This is a genomic window from uncultured Flavobacterium sp. (assembly GCF_963974175.1).
Taxonomy (GTDB): Bacteria; Bacteroidota; Bacteroidia; order Flavobacteriales; family Flavobacteriaceae; genus Flavobacterium.
Genome location: NZ_CAXBBR010000002.1, coordinates 301,678 through 319,816 on the forward strand (window position 1 = coordinate 301,678; position 18,139 = coordinate 319,816).

Sequence of the window (18,139 nt, forward strand, 5' to 3'; positions counted from 1 at the left end):
ATTAATATGCTTTTTCTTCCCCTTTATATATGTTTACCATCGTTTGGTATATTATTTTCAAATCCAGAATCAACGACCAGTTTTCGATATAAAAAACATCAAATTTTATTCTGTTGATCATGTCTCTGTCTTTTTCAATTTCCCCTCTAAATCCGCTAACCTGCGCTAAACCGGTAATACCGGGTTTCACACAATGGCGAATTGGATATTTTTTAATTTTACCCGTATAAGACAGATTTTGTGACCACAAATGAGGACGCGGTCCAACCACAGACATATCGCCAAGGAGTACGTTAAAAAACTGAGGCATTTCGTCTACACTGGTTTTCCTCATTAACTTTCCTATTCTGGTAACTCGAGGGTCGTTCTTAGACGCTTCCGTTTCTGTTGTTCCATTTATTTTCATGGATCGAAACTTGTAACAATGAAACTCTTTTTCGTCGATTCCTGGTCTTCCTTGTCTAAAAAATACTGGCCCTTTTGATTCTAGTTTTATCAAAATAGCCAAAAGTGGCATCAGCCAAGACAATAGACCCACGATAACAATACTCGAAAAAATAATATCAAATACTCGTTTAAATATTTTAATCGTAGGATCATTTAATACTGTTTTCTTTAACGAAAGAACCGGAAAGGAATCATAATAATCAATTTGTAAGTTCTTTGAAAAAATCTCTTTTGAGTCTGGAATAAATTTTATTGTTTTTTTATTCTCGTCTGAGAAAGCGATGATTTGTTTTAACTGTGCGTTAGAAACCTCCTTCAAAGAACAGTAGATTTCATCGATTTCATTTTCTATGACAAATGATTTAAGCTTCTCTAATTTTCCTTTAATTTCTATGTTCTCTTTCTTATTCGAAAAAAAACCAAAAAAATGATATCCAAAATCATTTCTAGCTTCAAAAAGTTTTTTTAATCGAATTGCTTCTGGAGTGTATCCAATAATAACAACATTTCGAAAATTACTACCCGTCGCTATTCTGTATTTTTTTAGAAAATAAAACAAGGTGAATTTTGAAATGGAAACCAAAGCCATACTGGAAATTATAAACAATATGACTGTTTTTTCACTAAAAGCATATTGTTTTGAAAACGGAAAAAAGGCAATAACAATTAAAAGAAACAGAACGCCTTGCTTGACAATTTTTGAAAAAATTTCAATAGGTGCTGTAAAACGATAGACATCGTAAAAATGAATAAACACAGCAACAGCAATCCAACCGACTATAAGATAGATTATAAAATAACTAATATTATAGATTTGATATTCAAACAAATAAAATCCTAATATAGAAATTATCATCAAGTCCATTAGGATACTAATGGGTCTGATGTATTTTGAATATCTTCCTATATTATTTGCAGTCATGATTAGTTGTTGTCTTCCCTCTCCTATTTTCTATTCGATAGTATTTCCTGGTTTTGACTTTATTCGATTCGACTACTTATTTAATATAGTTTGAAAAGTCTTTGTGTTCTTCTTTAGAAAGTTCCTCTTTAGACATTGATCTGAAATAGTCGTAGGTAATCTTCATTCCCTCAGCTCGATTTACTTTGGCCTCCCAACCTAATATTTCTCTTGCTTTTGTAATGTCAGGTTGGCGCTGCAACGGGTCATTTACTGGCAACGGGAAATAAACCACTTTTTGATTCGTTCCAGTCAGTTTTATAATTTCATCTGCAAAATCTTTGATTGTAATTTCGTCTGGATTTCCAATATTCACCGGATACACATAGTCTGAATGCAATAATCTGAAAATACCTTCCACCTGATCATCTACATAACAGAAAGAACGAGTTTGCATTCCGTCGCCAAAAATAGTTAGATCTTCACCACGCAGAGCCTGGCCAATAAATGCAGGAATAACTCTTCCATCATTAAGTCGCATTCTTGGTCCATAAGTATTAAATATACGTACTATTCTGGTCTCTACACCGTGAAAAGTATGGTAGGCCATTGTTATTGATTCCTGAAAACGTTTAGCTTCATCATACACACCTCTAGGCCCTATGGTGTTTACATTACCATAGTATTCCTCCGTTTGTGGATGAACTAATGGATCTCCATACACCTCCGATGTGGAAGCAATCAGAATTCGAGCTTTTTTAACTCGTGCCAAACCTAAAAGATTATGCGTTCCAAGAGAACCCACTTTTAGTGTTTGAATTGGAATTTTTAAATAATCTATAGGACTTGCTGGTGAGGCAAAATGCAAGATATAATCCAACTGACCTGGAACATGAACGAATTTTGTGATATCGTGATGATAAAATTCAAAATTTTCCAATTTGAACAGGTGTTCTATATTTTTTAAATCTCCAGTAATGAGATTATCCATGCCAATAACAAAATAACCTTCCTTAATAAAACGGTCACATAAATGTGATCCTAAAAATCCAGCTGCACCAGTGATAAGTATCCTTTTCATAAATAAATTTTACAGTTGCAAGGTATTAAAAAACATTTAATAAAATAGTAGTTGTGGTATCTCGTTCCAATAAGATAAACCATGATAAATTACTTATAAACTTAAAATTATCTTCTATATTACGTTCCTTAATAACACTATTCCTAGTCTATTTTATATATTTTTACAGAAACAAAATCATCTAATTTGAAAGTTGTCCATATAGTTGAAGCACTAGCGGGGGGAGTTAACACCTATTTCAAAGAGTTATCCTTTTTCTTCGGTGATTCTGAAATAAAGGAAGACATCGATACCACAATTATTTATAGCGCTAACCGAAAAGAAGTTGACTCAAAAAAAATAAATGAGGAGTTTTCAAAAGGAGTATCGCTTATAGAGCTGAACATGGTTCGCGAATTTTTGCCACTTCAAGATCTAAAATCACTATTACAATTAATTAAGGAACTTCGAAGAATTCAACCAGATGTCATTCACCTTCATTCTTCAAAAGCAGGTGTTTTAGGACGCATTGGCTGTTTTCTATTATTTAAAAAAACAAAGCTGTTTTATACTCCGCATGGTTATGCATTTCTTCGAACAGATACTTCCAGTTTTACTAAAAAATTGTATCGCATAATTGAAAGTAGTTTCCAACGAATATTTGGTGGAGCGACCATCGCTTGTGGAGATACAGAATATGGAATCGCCAAAACCATAGGGAAATCGCATCTGGTAAGAAACGGAATTGATATTAAAAAGGTTCTAAAATACAGTTCTAAAAATGACAATACCGTCCTAACGATAGGCATTGTTGGGAGAATAACTTCCGCTAGGAATCCGGCATTATTTAATGAAATCGCATTAAGATATTCTAATCTTAATTTTCTCTGGATTGGAGATGGAGAATTACAACCATTACTAACCGTCCCAAACATAAAAATAACTGGTTGGTTCCTTGATAGAGAAGATGCACTTACAGCGCTTAATACTATTGATATTTATATTCAGACTTCACTATGGGAAGGCTTGCCCATAGCAGTTCTCGAGGCAATGGCAATGCAGAAACCTGTTTTGGCAACAAATATTATCGGAAATAAAGATGTAGTAGTACATAACGAAACCGGTTTCCTTTTTGATGAGATCGCTGAATTAGATAACTATATTGAAATTCTAAAAGACGAAGAAGTGCGACACCGTTTTGGGAAAAAAGGCTTAGAAAGGTGCCAAGATTTATTTGACAGTGCGAAAAATTTTAAGCAATTAATCGCTCTTTACAAACAGTAGCTTTCTCTTGTAGCCAAGAACTGCCGAAGACAGAAAACCAAAACCCGCTGAAAGCGATTCCATCAAAGCGCAATAGAAAATCATCCGTTAGATTCGAAGTTAGAAAGAGAAAAAAGAAAAATATAACAATTGCATTTTTTAAATCATATCCTAAATATCCGATGGTAAAAATGTACAAAAAGACTACAACTGGGCCCAGAACCCCAAATTTTAATAGAAAATCCAGAAACTGATTGTGTGTTGGAAATTCATATTTCGCTAGAAAATGCTGGTTGCTTTGTTTGTAATATTTAAATAATTCCGGTTTCCCATCTGAAGCACCAACTCCAAAAGGAAGATGATCCAAGGACAGTTCCCAGGCAGATTTCCAAATGGACACGCGTGTAACAAATGAATTAAATACTTTTGCTTCCGGGTTTTCAATCTCATCTAGCTTGCCCACTTTATCCATGTATGCAAATGTTACCGTGTTATATTTCTCTTTCATATAGGGATTGTTTTTAACGAACAGGAAAAGGATTCCTCCTAACAAAATAGCACCCAAAGTTATGATTACAGCCACTTTCTTAAAATTATAATTTCGAATGACTTCGTAGAAAAAAATGATGATTATACCAGCAATTACATTAAAAAGAGCCATTCGGGTATTTACAAAAAGCACAAAGAAAAAAGAAAGTGCAAAAACCAATACTCTAAGTAATTTATAAGCTAAGTTTTCTTTTTTTCGAAAAGCATAAACAACAAAATACATACTAATAATCGCTACAAAAGCAAGGTGCATATTGAGCGCCGGTGCATGAATTCCAATAGAATTAGAGAAACTGTATCCCATTTCCCATAAATCAGTACCGCCTAAATATTTATCTATCAAGTCCGGAAAAACGACAATAAACCGAATGAAGAAAAACAATACAATCGCAGTCGTTGTGTAGCTATAAAATTGCAGTAATTTAATAAATTGCACCCGCTTATAATTGCCTAGAATAAACAATGGAAAGAGTAGTAACGAAATACTTTTTTCCATCGATTTCAATCCTTCTCCAAAAGAATCATTATTCCAAAAAAGTAAAATCTCTAATAATAATGGTGAAGCGATAACCAACCCCAATAATATTGCTAATCGAGTGAGTTTTAATTTTTTTATAAAGCCTAAATTAAACAAGACAAATCCAATAATAATCCAAGTACATGGTTTTCTAAAAATCATGGTACTTGCAATTAGAAATAGAAAAATATTGAAAATTTTATTGAAGTTATTTTCTGAAATGTTCATAGTATAAGGCATAATAAATTAAAGGAAACACTCCTATTTTATGACGAATGGCGCTTCCTAAATCGGGCTCAAAAACCCCTTGAACAATAAAATATGAAAATAAAATAAGCAATATCCACAGTTCGTATTCCTGCTCTTTTCTATTCTTTAAACAACGTGAAAAGCGTACTAGAAGAATATAAAACAATAAAATTTGCCAAATAACGAACGCAATGATCTGAGGAGACAAAAGGTGTTTTAAGCCATTTACAGGAAAGTTGACCGTGAAAAAACCATAGACAATACCCACAGTTTCGCCGTACCAAGTGTCTGGTTTAAGGGGAGAAACAATCATGGAGTTAGCATCTTGTGACCGCAATCTACCACTATTAACTACTTCCCTACTACTTTCAGAAAGATACTGTCCTTTCAGGACACCATAACTTAATGACAAAAAAACAGCGATACAAAGTCCATAAAAAATAGTAGTTAGCGTTTTATTCTTAAAATTGATAAAACTCACTAAATACATCCCAAATGCAATAATAGGTATTAGTAAAAAGTACGGGCGATAAAAAGCTCCCAAAACCCCCAATAGAAATAAAGATAAAGAAACTGATTTCTTGAAAGGTATGCTTTCGCTCTTATAAATAAATACAATGAGTGCTAAATACAAATAAGTAATAAACTCTTTGGACGGCATCGACATAAAAATAGCCATCATAAAAAACCCTAAATAAACCAGAAGGTTCTTAACATTAATCTTTTCAAAATTATCAGGCACGCCTATTTTATATAAAACATAAGCAAGAATGGGATATTGAATCAATGCAATCAAAGGAAAAGACAAATAACGCAAACCTGTTATTTTGTAAAATAAAATGGTAAGCGGGTAACTTCCTAAAAACCCAATCTCATTCCCTTTATCGAACGCAATAAGAGTAGCGTCGTAAAAAAACCGTTTGGGCAATACGTAAAATGCCAGCACCGCAACAACTAAGTTGCAAATAAGCAAAAGCATAAAAGCCGCTTTATTTTTTTTTACTAACATCCTCATAGTTTATATAATCCGGTATACAATTCAATGTGTTGATCCACCATAAATTTAATATCGTATTGCTCTGCCCTTTGCTGGCATCTATTTGCAACATCTTGGTAATATATGTTATTTGTAAAGAGTTTATCAATATAACTCGAAAGTTCTTTAGCGTCACCTGGTTTAAACAAGATACCAGCATCTTTAACAATTGTTGTTAAACAGTCTACATTAGAAGCAATAAGCGGTTTTCCTGATGCCATCCCTTCAATAGAAGCCAATGAAAATCCTTCATAGTTTGACGAAAGCACCACTATATCGGCCATTTTTACTAATTCGGGTACATCCATCCTAATTCCAAGAAACAGTACCCGGTCATCAACTTTTAATTCTTTTGCCAGTTCCTTACATTGCTGTTGCAAAATCCCTTCCCCCACCAATAACAGTTTTACATTACTTGATAAATAAGACAACGCCCGTATCAAGGTAGCCTGATCCTTGGGCTCTTTAAAACTGGAAACCTGAATGATTATTTTAACATCCGAATTTGTATTCGGAAAAAAATCAAATCTATCTCTAGGAATACTATTTTTAAACGTGTCGATTGGCACTCCATTATTTATGACCTCAATATTTGAATCCGATAATCCAGTCTGTTTTTTAACAACATCACCTACTGTTTCAGTGATACAAACTATTTTTTGGTATTGTCTATAAAAGAAAGGGTCTATGCCTTTAAAAATACGACTCCTTACTCTTCCACTAGAAGTACTATGCTCCGTATAAACTAATTTTATTTTAGAACCCGATACTAATTTTGCTAATACCACCCAGTACTGCGCTGGGAATAAATGAACGTGTGCGACATCATAGTTTTTTAAAAAAGGAATGATTTTAAATATATGTATTGGATTATAGCGAGAACGAAACCCTAAAGAAAAGATAGAACAACATGCCGATGCCTTTAAAGACTTGATAAATGGATAATCTACACCATTTAATACCAGCAAGTCCACCTTAACTCCCCTTTTATTGTAAAGAGGCAATGTATCCAACACCAGTTTTTCAGCTCCTCCTGACTCCAAACTATTTATAATATGTACTATTCTCATTAGTAATTTCTTCTAGTGTAAATATTGGGTGATCGATTAATCATTAATTCAAAAAAACCTTCACCTTGTCTTTTCTATAAATTACTACTGCTGCACTAATATTCCAAAAAAACGAACTTACAACAAAAGCAATTGCCGCTCCTGTCATCCCATAATCTGGTATTAAAAACCTATTTAGAACAAAATTAACCACAACAGCCAAAACTAGTATGATTTGGAAAATATGCTGTCTTCCAGTCATATTTAAATAAACCGGAACCGCTCCAAAAGCCGAACAGATACCTTGACCGATCATCAAAATAAGCAACGCATCCTTAGCTGCAATGTAGTCTTTTCCAAAAAAGCCCAAAACGGATTCAGAAAACAGACAAATAATAATGGTCGCCGGTAAAGTCAGTATAAAAATCAACCTCGAACTATTTCTTAGTATTTTATTAAGTTCAATAGTATTTCTAGTCGAAAAATATTCGGCTATTTTTGTCGAAATGGTAATGTTTACAGTAATAATTACCATCGATACAATAGTCATAAATTTAACTGCCAAAGCATAAAACGCAACACTAGCATCGTCTCTATATTTCTTTAAAAACATAATATCAAAACTCATCAATAAAAATAAAGCCATCCCGCTAATAGCAATAGGGTACGATTTGGTAATTATTTCTTTATATGAAATAGCGTCATCTTCACTTTTGCTACGATTTCGAGTGAAATAATAAAACGTTAAGCTTGTTGTTATCACTGAAAGAATTACAAATCCAAAGAGAAAAACATCAACCAAATAAGTTTCATCATAAAAATAATAGAGTATAACGGCACCAATTATAACCGGAATGTATTTTATGGTATTTCTAAATAATTCCGCTACATACAAATGATCCAAAGCTCTGAAAACCTCAATGTTTAGTGTTGTTAAAGCGTAAAAAAATAAAATTACAGTTGCTTTCAAAAGAATCGGATAGACTCCTTCATCTGCAAAAAAAGTATTTATAAACTCTTTATCTAGACTTAAAACTATTACAAATAAAAATACAGACATTGAAAATACGATGCCTACCATTTTCATGTAAATACTTCGTAGATCACTTGAAGTATTCGAAATTTTCAATCTTCCTCTAAAATACAAAATAGACTGATCGCATCCCAGCAGGCTGATACTACCTATCACTAATAAAAATGAACGAACAAAATCGTATTGACCTACCGTCTTTGGATCAAAGTTTTTTGTGAGAAATAAAGTAAATCCAAACAAAATAAATACGCCAATAACCCGCAACACCAGCGTAATTAAACTTTGTAGAATAAAGGGATTTTGTCTTATTTTTTGAAGATAGCGACTAATTATTTTCAACATATTTATATCTGATAACCCATTAATTTCAGTTAAATTCGAAAACAATTACTTTACTGTCTTATTCGATATATGGATATTTACTTTGCTTTCAACGATTGACTTTTGTAAAACGAGAAGATGAATCCAAAAATAATAAATAGGGAAATAAACAGTATCGGTAGAACTAATTTCATTTTACCATTAATAGATTTATTGTTTTTAATATTCAAAATTACAGCATTGTCATTGATGACTTTCCTCGAATTGAATAAATCAATTTTTAATGTTCCCAAAACATTTACCAACGAATCTTTTGTCTTAATAATGTTATTTAATTGGGTGTTTTCATTGTAATAAATCAGTTTATCACTATTTTTAGCGTTCCCATTTCGATTTGAAAATGCGTTTACTATTCCGTCAATTTGTAAAACAGTAGCTTCTTTTTCTTTGATCTTTTGCTGAATGTTACCAACTGAAATCTTTTGTATTTCCTCAAAATAACTACTGCTATTTAAATAATTCAATATTGGATCGACAAAATCACTTTGACGCGTCACTCCATTTGTTGAAAGAATAATGGTATGATAATTATAGTTCTTACTGGTGGTACTTTCTTTAACGATTGTTTTTAAATCCCCGTTTTGCGCCATTAATTCCAAAAGTTCAAAGTTTTGCTCGTTATTACTTATTAATTTATAAACATCAACGATAGGTTCAATTGAAATTTTGGTTAGTTGCGAAGGGTCATTAATACCGATGGATTTCAAAAAAAGAACGTCTTTTTCGGAAATTTTAGAAGCCAGTAAATCAATTTTAGAATACAGATAATCCGTTGATTTAAAATTTGGTGCTACAATAACTTGATGATTGTAATCTTTTTGATTTTTATCTAAATAATATCCCAGCCCAAAGCCAACGATTAATAGAATTAAAATGATTATCCCATTTTTTATAAAAAAATGAATGCATCTAAATATAAATACATTCAATTCCTGAAAAAGATTTCCAATTTTTTTTGAGATTTGAAATAAATCAATCTCTTGATTATCGTTATTTTGGGGTACGTTTGTACTCATCCTAAAAAATTATTTTGTGTTGAATATTTGTTCCAAAATTTTAATCGTAATCAAATAAGTAGGTTTTACGCCCGTTGTTCCTAGTCCGCCTGAAGCTAGTGTGCTTCCGGTTTCTAAAGGATTATCTGAAGCATAATAAGCATATCTCACCTTGACATCATGGGGAACACTTTTTCTGATTTTAGAGGCTGACTGAATAGCTTTTTGATAGTAAGAACCTTCCATCTCTAAACCAATTACACCCCAAGTTGATTCATGGAAGAATTTCAATAAATCCTTGTTTTGCAATGATGTTCCAAGCACTGTAACCATAGGTCCAGCAAAAACTTCTATACCGTTGCCTACAAACATATCAGCAGTTAATTCATTATGGAAAAAATAATTATCAGCTGTTCCCTCATTGATATGTGCATTCGGAATCATAATATCTCCTTTTCCACCTTCAAGAATTCCAGCTTTTCCCATTATAGAAACCGATTCTACATTCAGCAAAGTGTCTTTTTTGAATGGTTTTAATAACTCATCAATGGTTTCGTAGGCTTGCTCTCCAAATGCATAATCCATTACGATTAATACCGGTTGTGTATCGCCAAGTTTGGCTTTTGGAAAGGATGAATTAGCCCAATTAATTTTGGCAGTATCAAAAATTTGAACATCAATGTTCGTTCCTGAAGTATCTGGTAGCGAAATCATTCCTTGTTTCAAGGCGATTCCTTCCACTATATTTCGAACTTCATTTGCTCCTGACTTACTCAATTCTTCATAAATAAAGAAGTCAGATTTGTCTTTGAAATTCGTTTTTAAGGCTGTGGTAGCAAAAATAGAATTCATAACCGAGTGCATATTGGCACTGATGACATGAATAGGTCGGTCTAAAAGTCCGTTTTCTTTTAATACTTCCTTGATATTAGTTGCCCAAATTTCACCATGTATGTGATGTCCTAAACGTTCTCTTAAAATAGGGCTAAAAGTAATGACTCTTTTATTATTATCAGTAATCTCTTCTATTGCTAATTTCCCTAACCAAAATATAACATGTAAAAATCGATCAGGCGCTGCTGTAGATCCAAAAGCATCATATATGTCCAATACTTCTTCAAAAGTTCTTCCAAGGATATTAGCGGCATGAGAAATTGCTTTCTCTTTTTCTACAAGCGTTAGTTTTTTATTTTGAGCCACGGCAGCTTCCAGTTTCATCCAGTCGCGGGAAACTTCTCCAGCATCATCTAGTAAAACTCGGTTTCTTATTTTATGCGATTCAATGAAAATAAAGGTCAAATGGGTCAAAATATCATAAATATCTGAGCGGCCTCTTGTGATTTCCACGTTCATTTGTTCTTCATCAATACGGTAACAGTTCCTTTTTCTTTTTGGAGGAACAATTGCTTGAAAATGAGATTTAGAATACCCTTCATCAGAAGTAAGGTTAATAAATCTACATTCTTCAATTCCTACAGGAAGACGTTCAATAACATATAACAGTCCGTTTAATTCTACTTTTTCTTCTGCAATGTTTCCGTATATTTCCGGACGTAAAGCTAACAATGCTTCACGCAATGTATCTCCAGAAATCCCCATTGGTTTGTAGAACCCTCTGTTGAACAAATGGCGCATTGTAATGTACATTTTTTCAATGGCTGCCGATGATTCTTGTGCTCGGGACCTTGATATATTTTTAGTTTCTTTCATTATTTTATTTTTTCTAACCTACGAATATAATTCTTTTATTTAATGTTCAACACTTCGACAATCTTCCTGTCGTTTGAAAGCCTCGGGATTTTATTTTGCCCACCTAGTTTTCCTATCGATTTCATATAATCTTGGAAACCGTTTTTGACCACTTTGGTTATCACTACTTTTTGCAGAATATTACCTACAATCAAGTCATCATAATACATATTTTGTTTTCTCATCGCATTGTCTAACGCTTCCTTGAAAACGGCCGGATCCTCGGGTTCATTTTCAAATTCAATAAACCATTCATGATAAGGCAAACCGTTTAGTGGGCTTATTTGCGGAGCAACGGTAAACTCATTTACACGTGCTTTTGTTCCCTCCATAGCTTCCTTTAAAGCACATTCTACTTCTTTGCCAATTACGTGTTCCCCAAAAGCAGATATATAATGTTTAATTCTTCCCGAAACGATAATTCGATACGGTTTTAATGAAGTAAACTGCACTGTATCTCCAATGTTATAGCCCCAAAGTCCGGCATTAGTGGAAATTATCAATACATAATTAACTCCTAATTCCACTTCCCCAATAGTATACCTTCTGGGTTTATCAGAGAAAAATTCGTCGCTTTTAACAAATTCATAAAATATTCCTGCATTCAACAACAGTAACATTCCTTTTTCCTTTTGCGAGTCTTGATAAGCAAAAAACCCTTCCGAAGCCGGAAACAGTTCAATGCTATCTACTTTCCTACCTATTAAATTTTCGAATTTGGCTCGGTAAGGTTCGTAATTAACACCGCCATAAATAAACAGATTAAAGTTTTTGAATATTTCGCCCACGGTCTTCCCTCCTTTTTGTTGCAAACGCTCAAAGTACATTTGCACCCAAGATGGAATTCCTGAAATTACAGTCATGTTTTCATCGAAGGTTTCTTCGACAATGGCATCTATTTTCCTTTCCCAATCTTCAATACAATTAGTTTCCCAAGATGGCATTCGGTTTTTTTGCAAATATTTTGGAACAAAATGCGCTACAATTCCTGACAGTCGACCAAATTTAATTCCGTGTTTTTCCTCCAGAATTGGACTTCCTTGTAGAAAAATCATTTTTCCGTCCACAAAATCAGCCTTACCCGTTTCATGGATGTAATGTAAGATTGCATTTCGCGCCGCTTCAATATGATATGGCATGGATTCCTTAGTAAGCGGAATGTATTTTGCTCCGGAAGTCGTCCCTGATGTTTTAGCAAAATAAAGCGGTTTTCCTTTCCAAAGAATATTTTCTTCTCCTTTTACCACTTTTTCAACATAAGGTTTTAAATCCTCGTAATCTCGAATAGGAACGTGTTTTGCAAAATCTTCAAATGTTTTTATTTGGTCAAAATGATGATCGATTCCAAACTCAGTCTTCTTCGCTTCTTTAATTAATGAATTTAAAACATTTTTTTGGCTATCAACAGGATTGCTGGCCCAGGCTTGCGTTTTCTTATATATTTTCTTGGCAAATAATTTTGCTGCGGCTGATTTTACTGACATAGTTTTTTGGGTTTTGCCACGAAGTCGCTTTCGATAGCTACCGAAAGGCACAAAGGTTTTATTTTTTCGTGTTTTTACTCCCAGCCTTCGTAGCGGCTGGTTGGGCATTTTTCTCTTCTTTTGCTACTTCTTTTCTTAATTCTAATTCTTCTTCTGATGCCGATAATTTTACTTGTGGCACTACTTCCGTACTGGATGCAAGAATGGAATCTTTATTAAATTTTGCATATTCTAATTCTCCGTTAAGTACTTTTTGAATGGATTGAATATAGGCCTCATTTTTCTTAAGTGCTATGGTTAATGAATCTGATTTTAAAGCTAATTCAGTCGCATCCCTTTTTAATTTAGAAGAAGAATACCCCGGAATGAATTCTCTTAAAGGGGTAAATGCGATTATAAAAGTAGTGACTGAAATCAAAAAAATGGCACCAATAGTCGCCACAACAAAAACATTCATTAAATTTAATTTTAAAGAAAATATTTCTTCAAAAGTATCCTCATTCAAAATAACCAAGCGGTTTTTAGTGAATAATTTACGGTGAAGTTTTTTCCTTTTCAATCTTTTACCTGCCATACTTTTTCTTTATGTTACAAATATAATAATTAATGTCAACGAAAGTGCTTTGACCACTTAGTTCGGCTTAATTCATGGCAATGATTTAATTTTAATACATTTTTAACCCTAACTGAATTAAATAATAGTTAAATTGAATTCTTATTAAGTTATTCTATTTACCTTTGTCCCAAGATTTATTACAAATTTGCTTCGGCATAAATTATTCAATCATGGGAAGATTTGGTGTTACAGAAATCCTTGTTATATTAGCAGTTGTTTTATTACTTTTTGGAGGTAAGAAAATTCCAGAATTAATGAAAGGATTAGGAAGCGGAATTAAAGAATTCAAAAATGCCGCTAAAGAAGAGCCTTCAGCTGATAAGAAAGACGAAACTGAAAACGAAAAAAAATAAAAAAAGTCCCGATGCTGTCGGGACTTTTTTTATGCTCTTATAGTATCATTGTCAATTGAATTCGTTTTCTGTCTTCATCGACCTCTGTTACTTTTACGGTTACATGTTGGTGTAACTTCACAACTTCGTTCACATCGCTTACAAAGCCAGCTTTGAGCTGCGAGATGTGAACCAAACCACTTTCTTTTACTCCAATATCAACAAAACATCCAAAATTAGTGATGTTATTGACGATTCCCGGTAATATCATACCAGATTTTACGTCTTTAATCGTTTTGACATTCGGGTCGAATTCAAATACTTTTGCTGATTTTCTTGGATCTAATCCTGGTTTTTCAAGCTCTTTAATAATATCTTTCAAGCTTAACAGACCTATTTCGGGAGTGATGTAATTCTCCGGTTTTATTAAGGCTGTTTTTTCTTTGTTTGCAATCAAATCATTTACCGAAAGTTTCAAATCTTTAGCCATTTTTTCGACAATTCCATAGGCTTCCGGATGTACAGCCGAATTATCCAATGGATTTTTAGCATTCGAAATTCGAATAAAAGCAACCCCTTGCTGATACGCTTTTTCACCCAAACGCGGGACTTTTTTCAGTTGTTTTCTATTTTCAAAAGGACCATTTTCTGAACGGTAGTTCACAATGTTCTCTGCGAGCTTCTCTCCTATTCCACTCACATAACTCAATAAATGTTTACTAGCTGTATTAATATTTATCCCAACAGAATTCACACAACGGATTACCGTATTGTCTAATTCTTCTTTCAGTTTAGTTTGATCAACATCATGTTGGTATTGGCCTACGCCAATGGCTTTTGGGTCAATTTTTACCAATTCAGCCAATGGATCTGACAATCGTCTCCCAATAGAAACCGAACCACGAACCGTTACATCATAATTTGGGAACTCTTCACGGGCAATTTTAGATGCTGAATACACCGACGCTCCAGCCTCCGAAACAATAAAAACCTGCACCGGTTTGTCGAACGCAATTTTCTTTATAAAAAACTCAGTTTCACGGGAAGCGGTTCCGTTTCCTATCGAGATTGCATCAATTTTATACGAATTCACCATCGAACGAATTTTTTTCATCGCCATAGCTTCTTCTTTTTGTGGAGCATGCGGATAAATAGTTTCATTATACAATAAATCCCCTTTTTCATCCAAACAGACAATTTTACAACCGGAACGAAATCCTGGGTCAATCGCCAAAATCCTTTTTTCACCTAATGGCGGCGCTAATAGTAATTGTCCTAAGTTATTGGCAAAAACCTGAATCGAATTGGCATCTGCTTTGGCTTTAGCTTCCTGCAAAGCTTCATTTGAAATAGCCGGATTCAACAATCTTTTAAAACTGTCTTCAATAGCAAGTTGTACGTGTGAAGTAGTTTTGTTTTGACCTTTTAAAATCAACTCATCTATTATATCATATGCGGTATCAACATCTACTTCCACTTTTAGTTTTACAAAACCTTCGTTAACTGCGCGAAGCATCGCTAATAGTCGATGCGACGGTGCTTTACTTAATGGTTCTGACCAATCGAAATATTGATCAAATTTTTGTGCTTTTTCTTCTTCTTTTTGCTTTTTTACTACCTTGGTACTAACAGTAGCACTTCGTTGATACAGGCGTCGCAACTGTTTTCGAACATAAATATTTTCATTTATCCATTCGGCAATAATATCTCTTGCCCCTTGTAAAGCGGCATCTTCATTAACAACATTGTCGTTCAAATACTGTGTTGCTAAAAAATCAACATCATCATTATTTTGTGCCATAATGATTTTAGCTAATGGTTCTAAACCATGTTCACGGGCAACATCAGCTTTTGTCTTTTTTTTCTTTTTATAAGGTAAATAGATGTCTTCCAGTTCCTGTATATCGAAGCTTTTATCAATTTTAGCAAACAGCGTTTCGTTCATAGCGCCTTGCTCCATAATTGATTTTAATATTGCCTCTTTGCGCTTTACAATGTCTTCATACTCTTTTTGAAGCTTAGCGATTTGCTCAATTTGAACTTCATCTAGATTTCCAGTGGTGTCTTTACGATACCTAGAAATAAAGGGAATAGTACAATCTTCTTGTAATAATTGAACGGTTTTTTGAATATTAATTGCTGCTGTAGCAACTATTTTTGATATGAATTGTATGTTAGTCATTCTATTGTTATTTGAATAATTGTATATAAGGGTCAAATACGTAAACTTTGCCTCTTTTGCTTCCTGTTATTTCTTTTAAAATTTTCATGATTATTAATTCTTCCAAAATTTTATAGGCGGTAGCTTGTGAAACCCCTGTAATATCAACTATTTTGGAGGCATTAATAGTTGGTTTTTGATATAGAAACTCCATAATATTCAACAAATGATTGCTTCTACTAGCTGTTTTTTGAATTTTATCTTCTGTTTCTTTCTTTAGTTTTAAAACTGCATCAAAAGTTTCAATACCACTTTTGGCAGTTTCAATAATACCTACCAAGAAAAATTTAAACCACTGTTTTAAGTCGTCTTTGGTTCTCACATTCATCAAATTATCATAATATAATTGTCTGTTTCTTTCGAAAAAATCAGATAAATATAAAATTGGTTTTTTGAGAATGGTTTTATCTACTAAATATAATGTTATCAGCAACCTTCCTACTCTACCGTTACCATCCAAAAAGGGATGAATCGTTTCGAATTGATAATGAATTAATGCTATTTTGAGTAAATCAGGAAAATAATATTCCTCATTATGAGCAAATTTTTCTAAATCACTCATTAATTCCGCCAATGAATTATGCACTGGAGGGATAAATGTAGCGTCATTTATTGAAGCACCTCCAATCCAATTTTGACTAGTTCTGAAATCGCCCGGTTGTTTATTTTCTCCTCTAACTCCTTGCAATAAGGTGCGATGTGTTTCTTTTATTAATCGGGAGGAAAATGGAAGCGTTTCTAACTCTTTGATTGCTGAATTCATAGCTTCAATATAGTTTTGAACTTCCTCCCAATCGTCTCTTTTGTCCAGAACAATATCATCTTTGTCTAAAAGTGCTTCCTCTATATTAGTTTGCGTGCCTTCAATTTTACTACTTTGTGTAGCTTCTTTCAGCACGTGCATACTAATATACATATCAATATTTGGAATATATTCAGAATACATATCCAATCTTCCTAATTGTCTATCTGCTTTAGAAAGCAATTGTTGGATTTCCATATCATCTAACAACCAATGTTTATTTATAAAAGAGGGTTGAAAACTTTTATAATACCCCTGATTTTCAAAATTTCCTGATTTATAATTCTTCATTTCGGTATATTTTTAAAACAAATATAATTATTATTTTAAAATTTACGTGTTTTTTAAATTAGTGAATACTACTATTTTAAAAAATAACATTTTTTTAAAATAACGAAGTTGCTTAATAAAAATTTTACTGGTTTTTTAAATTAAGCTATCTTCGAATCCTATTTATATGTCTTCCAATGATTTTTAATTACTACATAATAAGCGTTTCTATTTTTGCCTTCTTACTTATCGCCTACGATAAATACCTATCCAAAAACAAAAAAAGAAGAATACCAGAAAAAACACTTTTAAGCTTTGTAGTTTTTGGAGGTACTATAGGCGCAGGAATTGCTATGTTACTTTTTAGACATAAAACAGCAAAAAGAACTTATCTATTGAAGTTTTGGGCTATTGTAACAATCCAAATAGTACTTCTTTATACCTACTTTTATTTTGGATTTTATTCCAAATAAAAAAGCCTATTCATTTAAAAATAAATAGGCTAGATATAGTTATTTGGTACGAAGCACCTCGATTTTAAAAATTAGCAACACGCAATTTTATCTACTCTGGTTTGGTGTCTTCCTCCTTCAAATTCAGTATTTAAAAAAGTATTTACCATTTCTACTGCTTGTGGAATAGATGTATAACGAGCTGGAATACTAATAATATTAGCATCATTATGTTGACGGGCTAAAGCTGCTATCTCTTTCATCCAACATAAAGCAGCACGTACTTTAAGGTGTTTGTTTGCACTCATGGCTATTCCATTACCGCTTCCGCAAATAACAATTCCAAAATCAACTTTTCCTTCAGCTACATCTTTTGCAACAGCGTGCCCAAAATCAGGATAATCTACACTATCATTTGAATCTGTTCCATAATTAGTTACCTCATATCCTTTTGCTTTAAGCATATCTACAATGGCTTTTTTATATTCTGGACCAGCATGGTCATTTCCAATTGCTATTTTCATTTTATTTCTATTAAGTTGTGTGCTGCAAATCTACCAAAACAATTTTGTATAATTAAAGTATGGAATTCTTTATTTGTTAAAAAAGAACAACAGCGGCAGCAGCCTTATTTTACTGCATTGTAACACACAGATTACGAGTAAGTTTAGCAGTTATCAACAATTATCATTATTTCATAAAACATTGATAATCAATAAATAATATGAATTTA

General features: G+C 33.0%; 16 protein-coding genes. 3 read left to right on the top strand and 13 right to left on the bottom strand.

Annotation, left to right across the window (positions count from 1 at the left end; translation table 11 throughout):
- Position 1 precedes the first annotated feature (1 nt).
- Together AAC069_RS04275 and AAC069_RS04280 are read right to left on the bottom strand one after the other, a co-directional pair.
- A complete protein-coding gene (locus AAC069_RS04275) occupies positions 2-1,369 on the bottom strand; it encodes an undecaprenyl-phosphate glucose phosphotransferase (protein WP_339919258.1) in 1,368 nt (455 codons plus the stop codon).
- A gap of 76 nt (positions 1,370-1,445) precedes the next feature.
- Positions 1,446-2,429 (bottom strand): UDP-glucuronic acid decarboxylase family protein, encoded by a 984-nt coding sequence (locus AAC069_RS04280; protein ID WP_339919259.1) that lies wholly within the window; start codon positions 2,427-2,429, stop codon positions 1,446-1,448.
- 186 nt (positions 2,430-2,615) lie between these two features.
- On the opposite strand from AAC069_RS04280, the gene AAC069_RS04285 reads away from it, so the two are divergent.
- Entirely contained in the window at positions 2,616-3,692 is a 1,077-nt protein-coding gene (locus AAC069_RS04285; protein WP_339919260.1) for a glycosyltransferase, read from the top strand.
- Here the strand turns inward: AAC069_RS04285 and AAC069_RS04290 are convergent.
- The 8 genes from AAC069_RS04290 to AAC069_RS04325 all read right to left on the bottom strand — a co-directional run bounded on the left by AAC069_RS04290 (position 3,661) and on the right by AAC069_RS04325 (position 13,287).
- Positions 3,661-4,965, bottom strand: coding sequence for an O-antigen ligase family protein (locus AAC069_RS04290; RefSeq protein ID WP_339919261.1), 1,305 nt, complete (start codon positions 4,963-4,965; stop codon positions 3,661-3,663). The genes AAC069_RS04285 and AAC069_RS04290 overlap by 32 nt on opposite strands.
- Complete coding sequence (locus AAC069_RS04295; protein ID WP_339919262.1) at positions 4,946-5,995, bottom strand: hypothetical protein; 1,050 nt, start codon at positions 5,993-5,995, stop codon at positions 4,946-4,948. Before AAC069_RS04295 ends, AAC069_RS04290 begins: the two co-directional genes overlap by 20 nt.
- Before the next feature lie 2 nt (positions 5,996-5,997).
- Positions 5,998-7,092 carry a glycosyltransferase gene (locus AAC069_RS04300; protein ID WP_339919263.1) on the bottom strand — a complete coding sequence of 365 codons (1,095 nt, stop codon included), beginning with the start codon at positions 7,090-7,092 and terminating at the stop codon, positions 5,998-6,000.
- Between the two features lie 43 nt (positions 7,093-7,135).
- Entirely contained in the window at positions 7,136-8,446 is a 1,311-nt protein-coding gene (locus tag AAC069_RS04305) for a polysaccharide biosynthesis C-terminal domain-containing protein (protein ID WP_339919264.1), read from the bottom strand.
- Positions 8,447-8,523: 77 nt separating this feature from the next.
- A complete protein-coding gene (locus tag AAC069_RS04310) occupies positions 8,524-9,501 on the bottom strand; it encodes a hypothetical protein (protein ID WP_339919265.1) in 978 nt (325 codons plus the stop codon).
- 9 nt (positions 9,502-9,510) lie between these two features.
- Positions 9,511-11,190: a hypothetical protein gene (locus AAC069_RS04315; RefSeq protein ID WP_339919266.1), complete on the bottom strand. Its 1,680-nt coding sequence runs from the start codon at positions 11,188-11,190 to the stop codon at positions 9,511-9,513.
- Positions 11,191-11,225: 35 nt separating this feature from the next.
- Positions 11,226-12,713: a GH3 auxin-responsive promoter family protein gene (locus tag AAC069_RS04320; RefSeq protein WP_339919267.1), complete on the bottom strand. Its 1,488-nt coding sequence runs from the start codon at positions 12,711-12,713 to the stop codon at positions 11,226-11,228.
- Positions 12,714-12,771: 58 nt separating this feature from the next.
- Positions 12,772-13,287: a peptidase gene (locus tag AAC069_RS04325; RefSeq protein ID WP_339919268.1), complete on the bottom strand. Its 516-nt coding sequence runs from the start codon at positions 13,285-13,287 to the stop codon at positions 12,772-12,774.
- A gap of 212 nt (positions 13,288-13,499) precedes the next feature.
- Between AAC069_RS04325 and tatA the strand changes: the two genes are divergently transcribed.
- Positions 13,500-13,682, top strand: coding sequence for a twin-arginine translocase TatA/TatE family subunit (gene tatA, locus AAC069_RS04330; protein WP_074720351.1), 183 nt, complete (start codon positions 13,500-13,502; stop codon positions 13,680-13,682).
- 37 nt (positions 13,683-13,719) lie between these two features.
- On the opposite strand, the gene AAC069_RS04335 is transcribed toward tatA, so the two are convergent.
- Positions 13,720-15,843, bottom strand: coding sequence for a Tex family protein (locus tag AAC069_RS04335; RefSeq protein ID WP_339919269.1), 2,124 nt, complete (start codon positions 15,841-15,843; stop codon positions 13,720-13,722).
- A gap of 7 nt (positions 15,844-15,850) precedes the next feature.
- On the bottom strand, positions 15,851-16,975 hold the full coding sequence (locus AAC069_RS04340; protein ID WP_339919270.1) for a Fic family protein: 1,125 nt from the start codon (positions 16,973-16,975) through the stop codon (positions 15,851-15,853).
- 176 nt (positions 16,976-17,151) lie between these two features.
- Between AAC069_RS04340 and AAC069_RS04345 the strand changes: the two genes are divergently transcribed.
- Positions 17,152-17,427: a DUF1294 domain-containing protein gene (locus tag AAC069_RS04345; protein ID WP_339919271.1), complete on the top strand. Its 276-nt coding sequence runs from the start codon at positions 17,152-17,154 to the stop codon at positions 17,425-17,427.
- Positions 17,428-17,498: 71 nt separating this feature from the next.
- Here AAC069_RS04345 and rpiB read toward each other — a convergent pair whose 3' ends face one another.
- On the bottom strand, positions 17,499-17,930 hold the full coding sequence (rpiB, locus tag AAC069_RS04350) for a ribose 5-phosphate isomerase B (protein ID WP_091085592.1): 432 nt from the start codon (positions 17,928-17,930) through the stop codon (positions 17,499-17,501).
- Positions 17,931-18,139: the final 209 nt, after the last annotated feature.

Excerpts from the sequence above, each read along its gene's own strand:
- AAC069_RS04275 (WP_339919258.1), bottom strand. The coding sequence starts at position 1,369 with ATGACTGCAAATAATATAGGAAGATATTCAAAATACATCAGACCCATT.
- AAC069_RS04280 (WP_339919259.1), bottom strand. The coding sequence starts at position 2,429 with ATGAAAAGGATACTTATCACTGGTGCAGCTGGATTTTTAGGATCACAT.
- AAC069_RS04290 (WP_339919261.1), bottom strand. The coding sequence starts at position 4,965 with ATGAACATTTCAGAAAATAACTTCAATAAAATTTTCAATATTTTTCTA.
- AAC069_RS04295 (WP_339919262.1), bottom strand. The coding sequence starts at position 5,995 with ATGTTAGTAAAAAAAAATAAAGCGGCTTTTATGCTTTTGCTTATTTGC.
- AAC069_RS04300 (WP_339919263.1), bottom strand. The coding sequence starts at position 7,092 with ATGAGAATAGTACATATTATAAATAGTTTGGAGTCAGGAGGAGCTGAA.
- AAC069_RS04305 (WP_339919264.1), bottom strand. The coding sequence starts at position 8,446 with ATGTTGAAAATAATTAGTCGCTATCTTCAAAAAATAAGACAAAATCCC.
- AAC069_RS04310 (WP_339919265.1), bottom strand. The coding sequence starts at position 9,501 with ATGAGTACAAACGTACCCCAAAATAACGATAATCAAGAGATTGATTTA.
- AAC069_RS04315 (WP_339919266.1), bottom strand. The coding sequence starts at position 11,190 with ATGAAAGAAACTAAAAATATATCAAGGTCCCGAGCACAAGAATCATCG.
- AAC069_RS04320 (WP_339919267.1), bottom strand. The coding sequence starts at position 12,713 with ATGTCAGTAAAATCAGCCGCAGCAAAATTATTTGCCAAGAAAATATAT.
- AAC069_RS04325 (WP_339919268.1), bottom strand. The coding sequence starts at position 13,287 with ATGGCAGGTAAAAGATTGAAAAGGAAAAAACTTCACCGTAAATTATTC.
- tatA (WP_074720351.1), top strand. The coding sequence starts at position 13,500 with ATGGGAAGATTTGGTGTTACAGAAATCCTTGTTATATTAGCAGTTGTT.
- AAC069_RS04335 (WP_339919269.1), bottom strand. The coding sequence starts at position 15,843 with ATGACTAACATACAATTCATATCAAAAATAGTTGCTACAGCAGCAATT.
- AAC069_RS04340 (WP_339919270.1), bottom strand. The coding sequence starts at position 16,975 with ATGAAGAATTATAAATCAGGAAATTTTGAAAATCAGGGGTATTATAAA.
- AAC069_RS04345 (WP_339919271.1), top strand. The coding sequence starts at position 17,152 with ATGATTTTTAATTACTACATAATAAGCGTTTCTATTTTTGCCTTCTTA.
- rpiB (WP_091085592.1), bottom strand. The coding sequence starts at position 17,930 with ATGAAAATAGCAATTGGAAATGACCATGCTGGTCCAGAATATAAAAAA.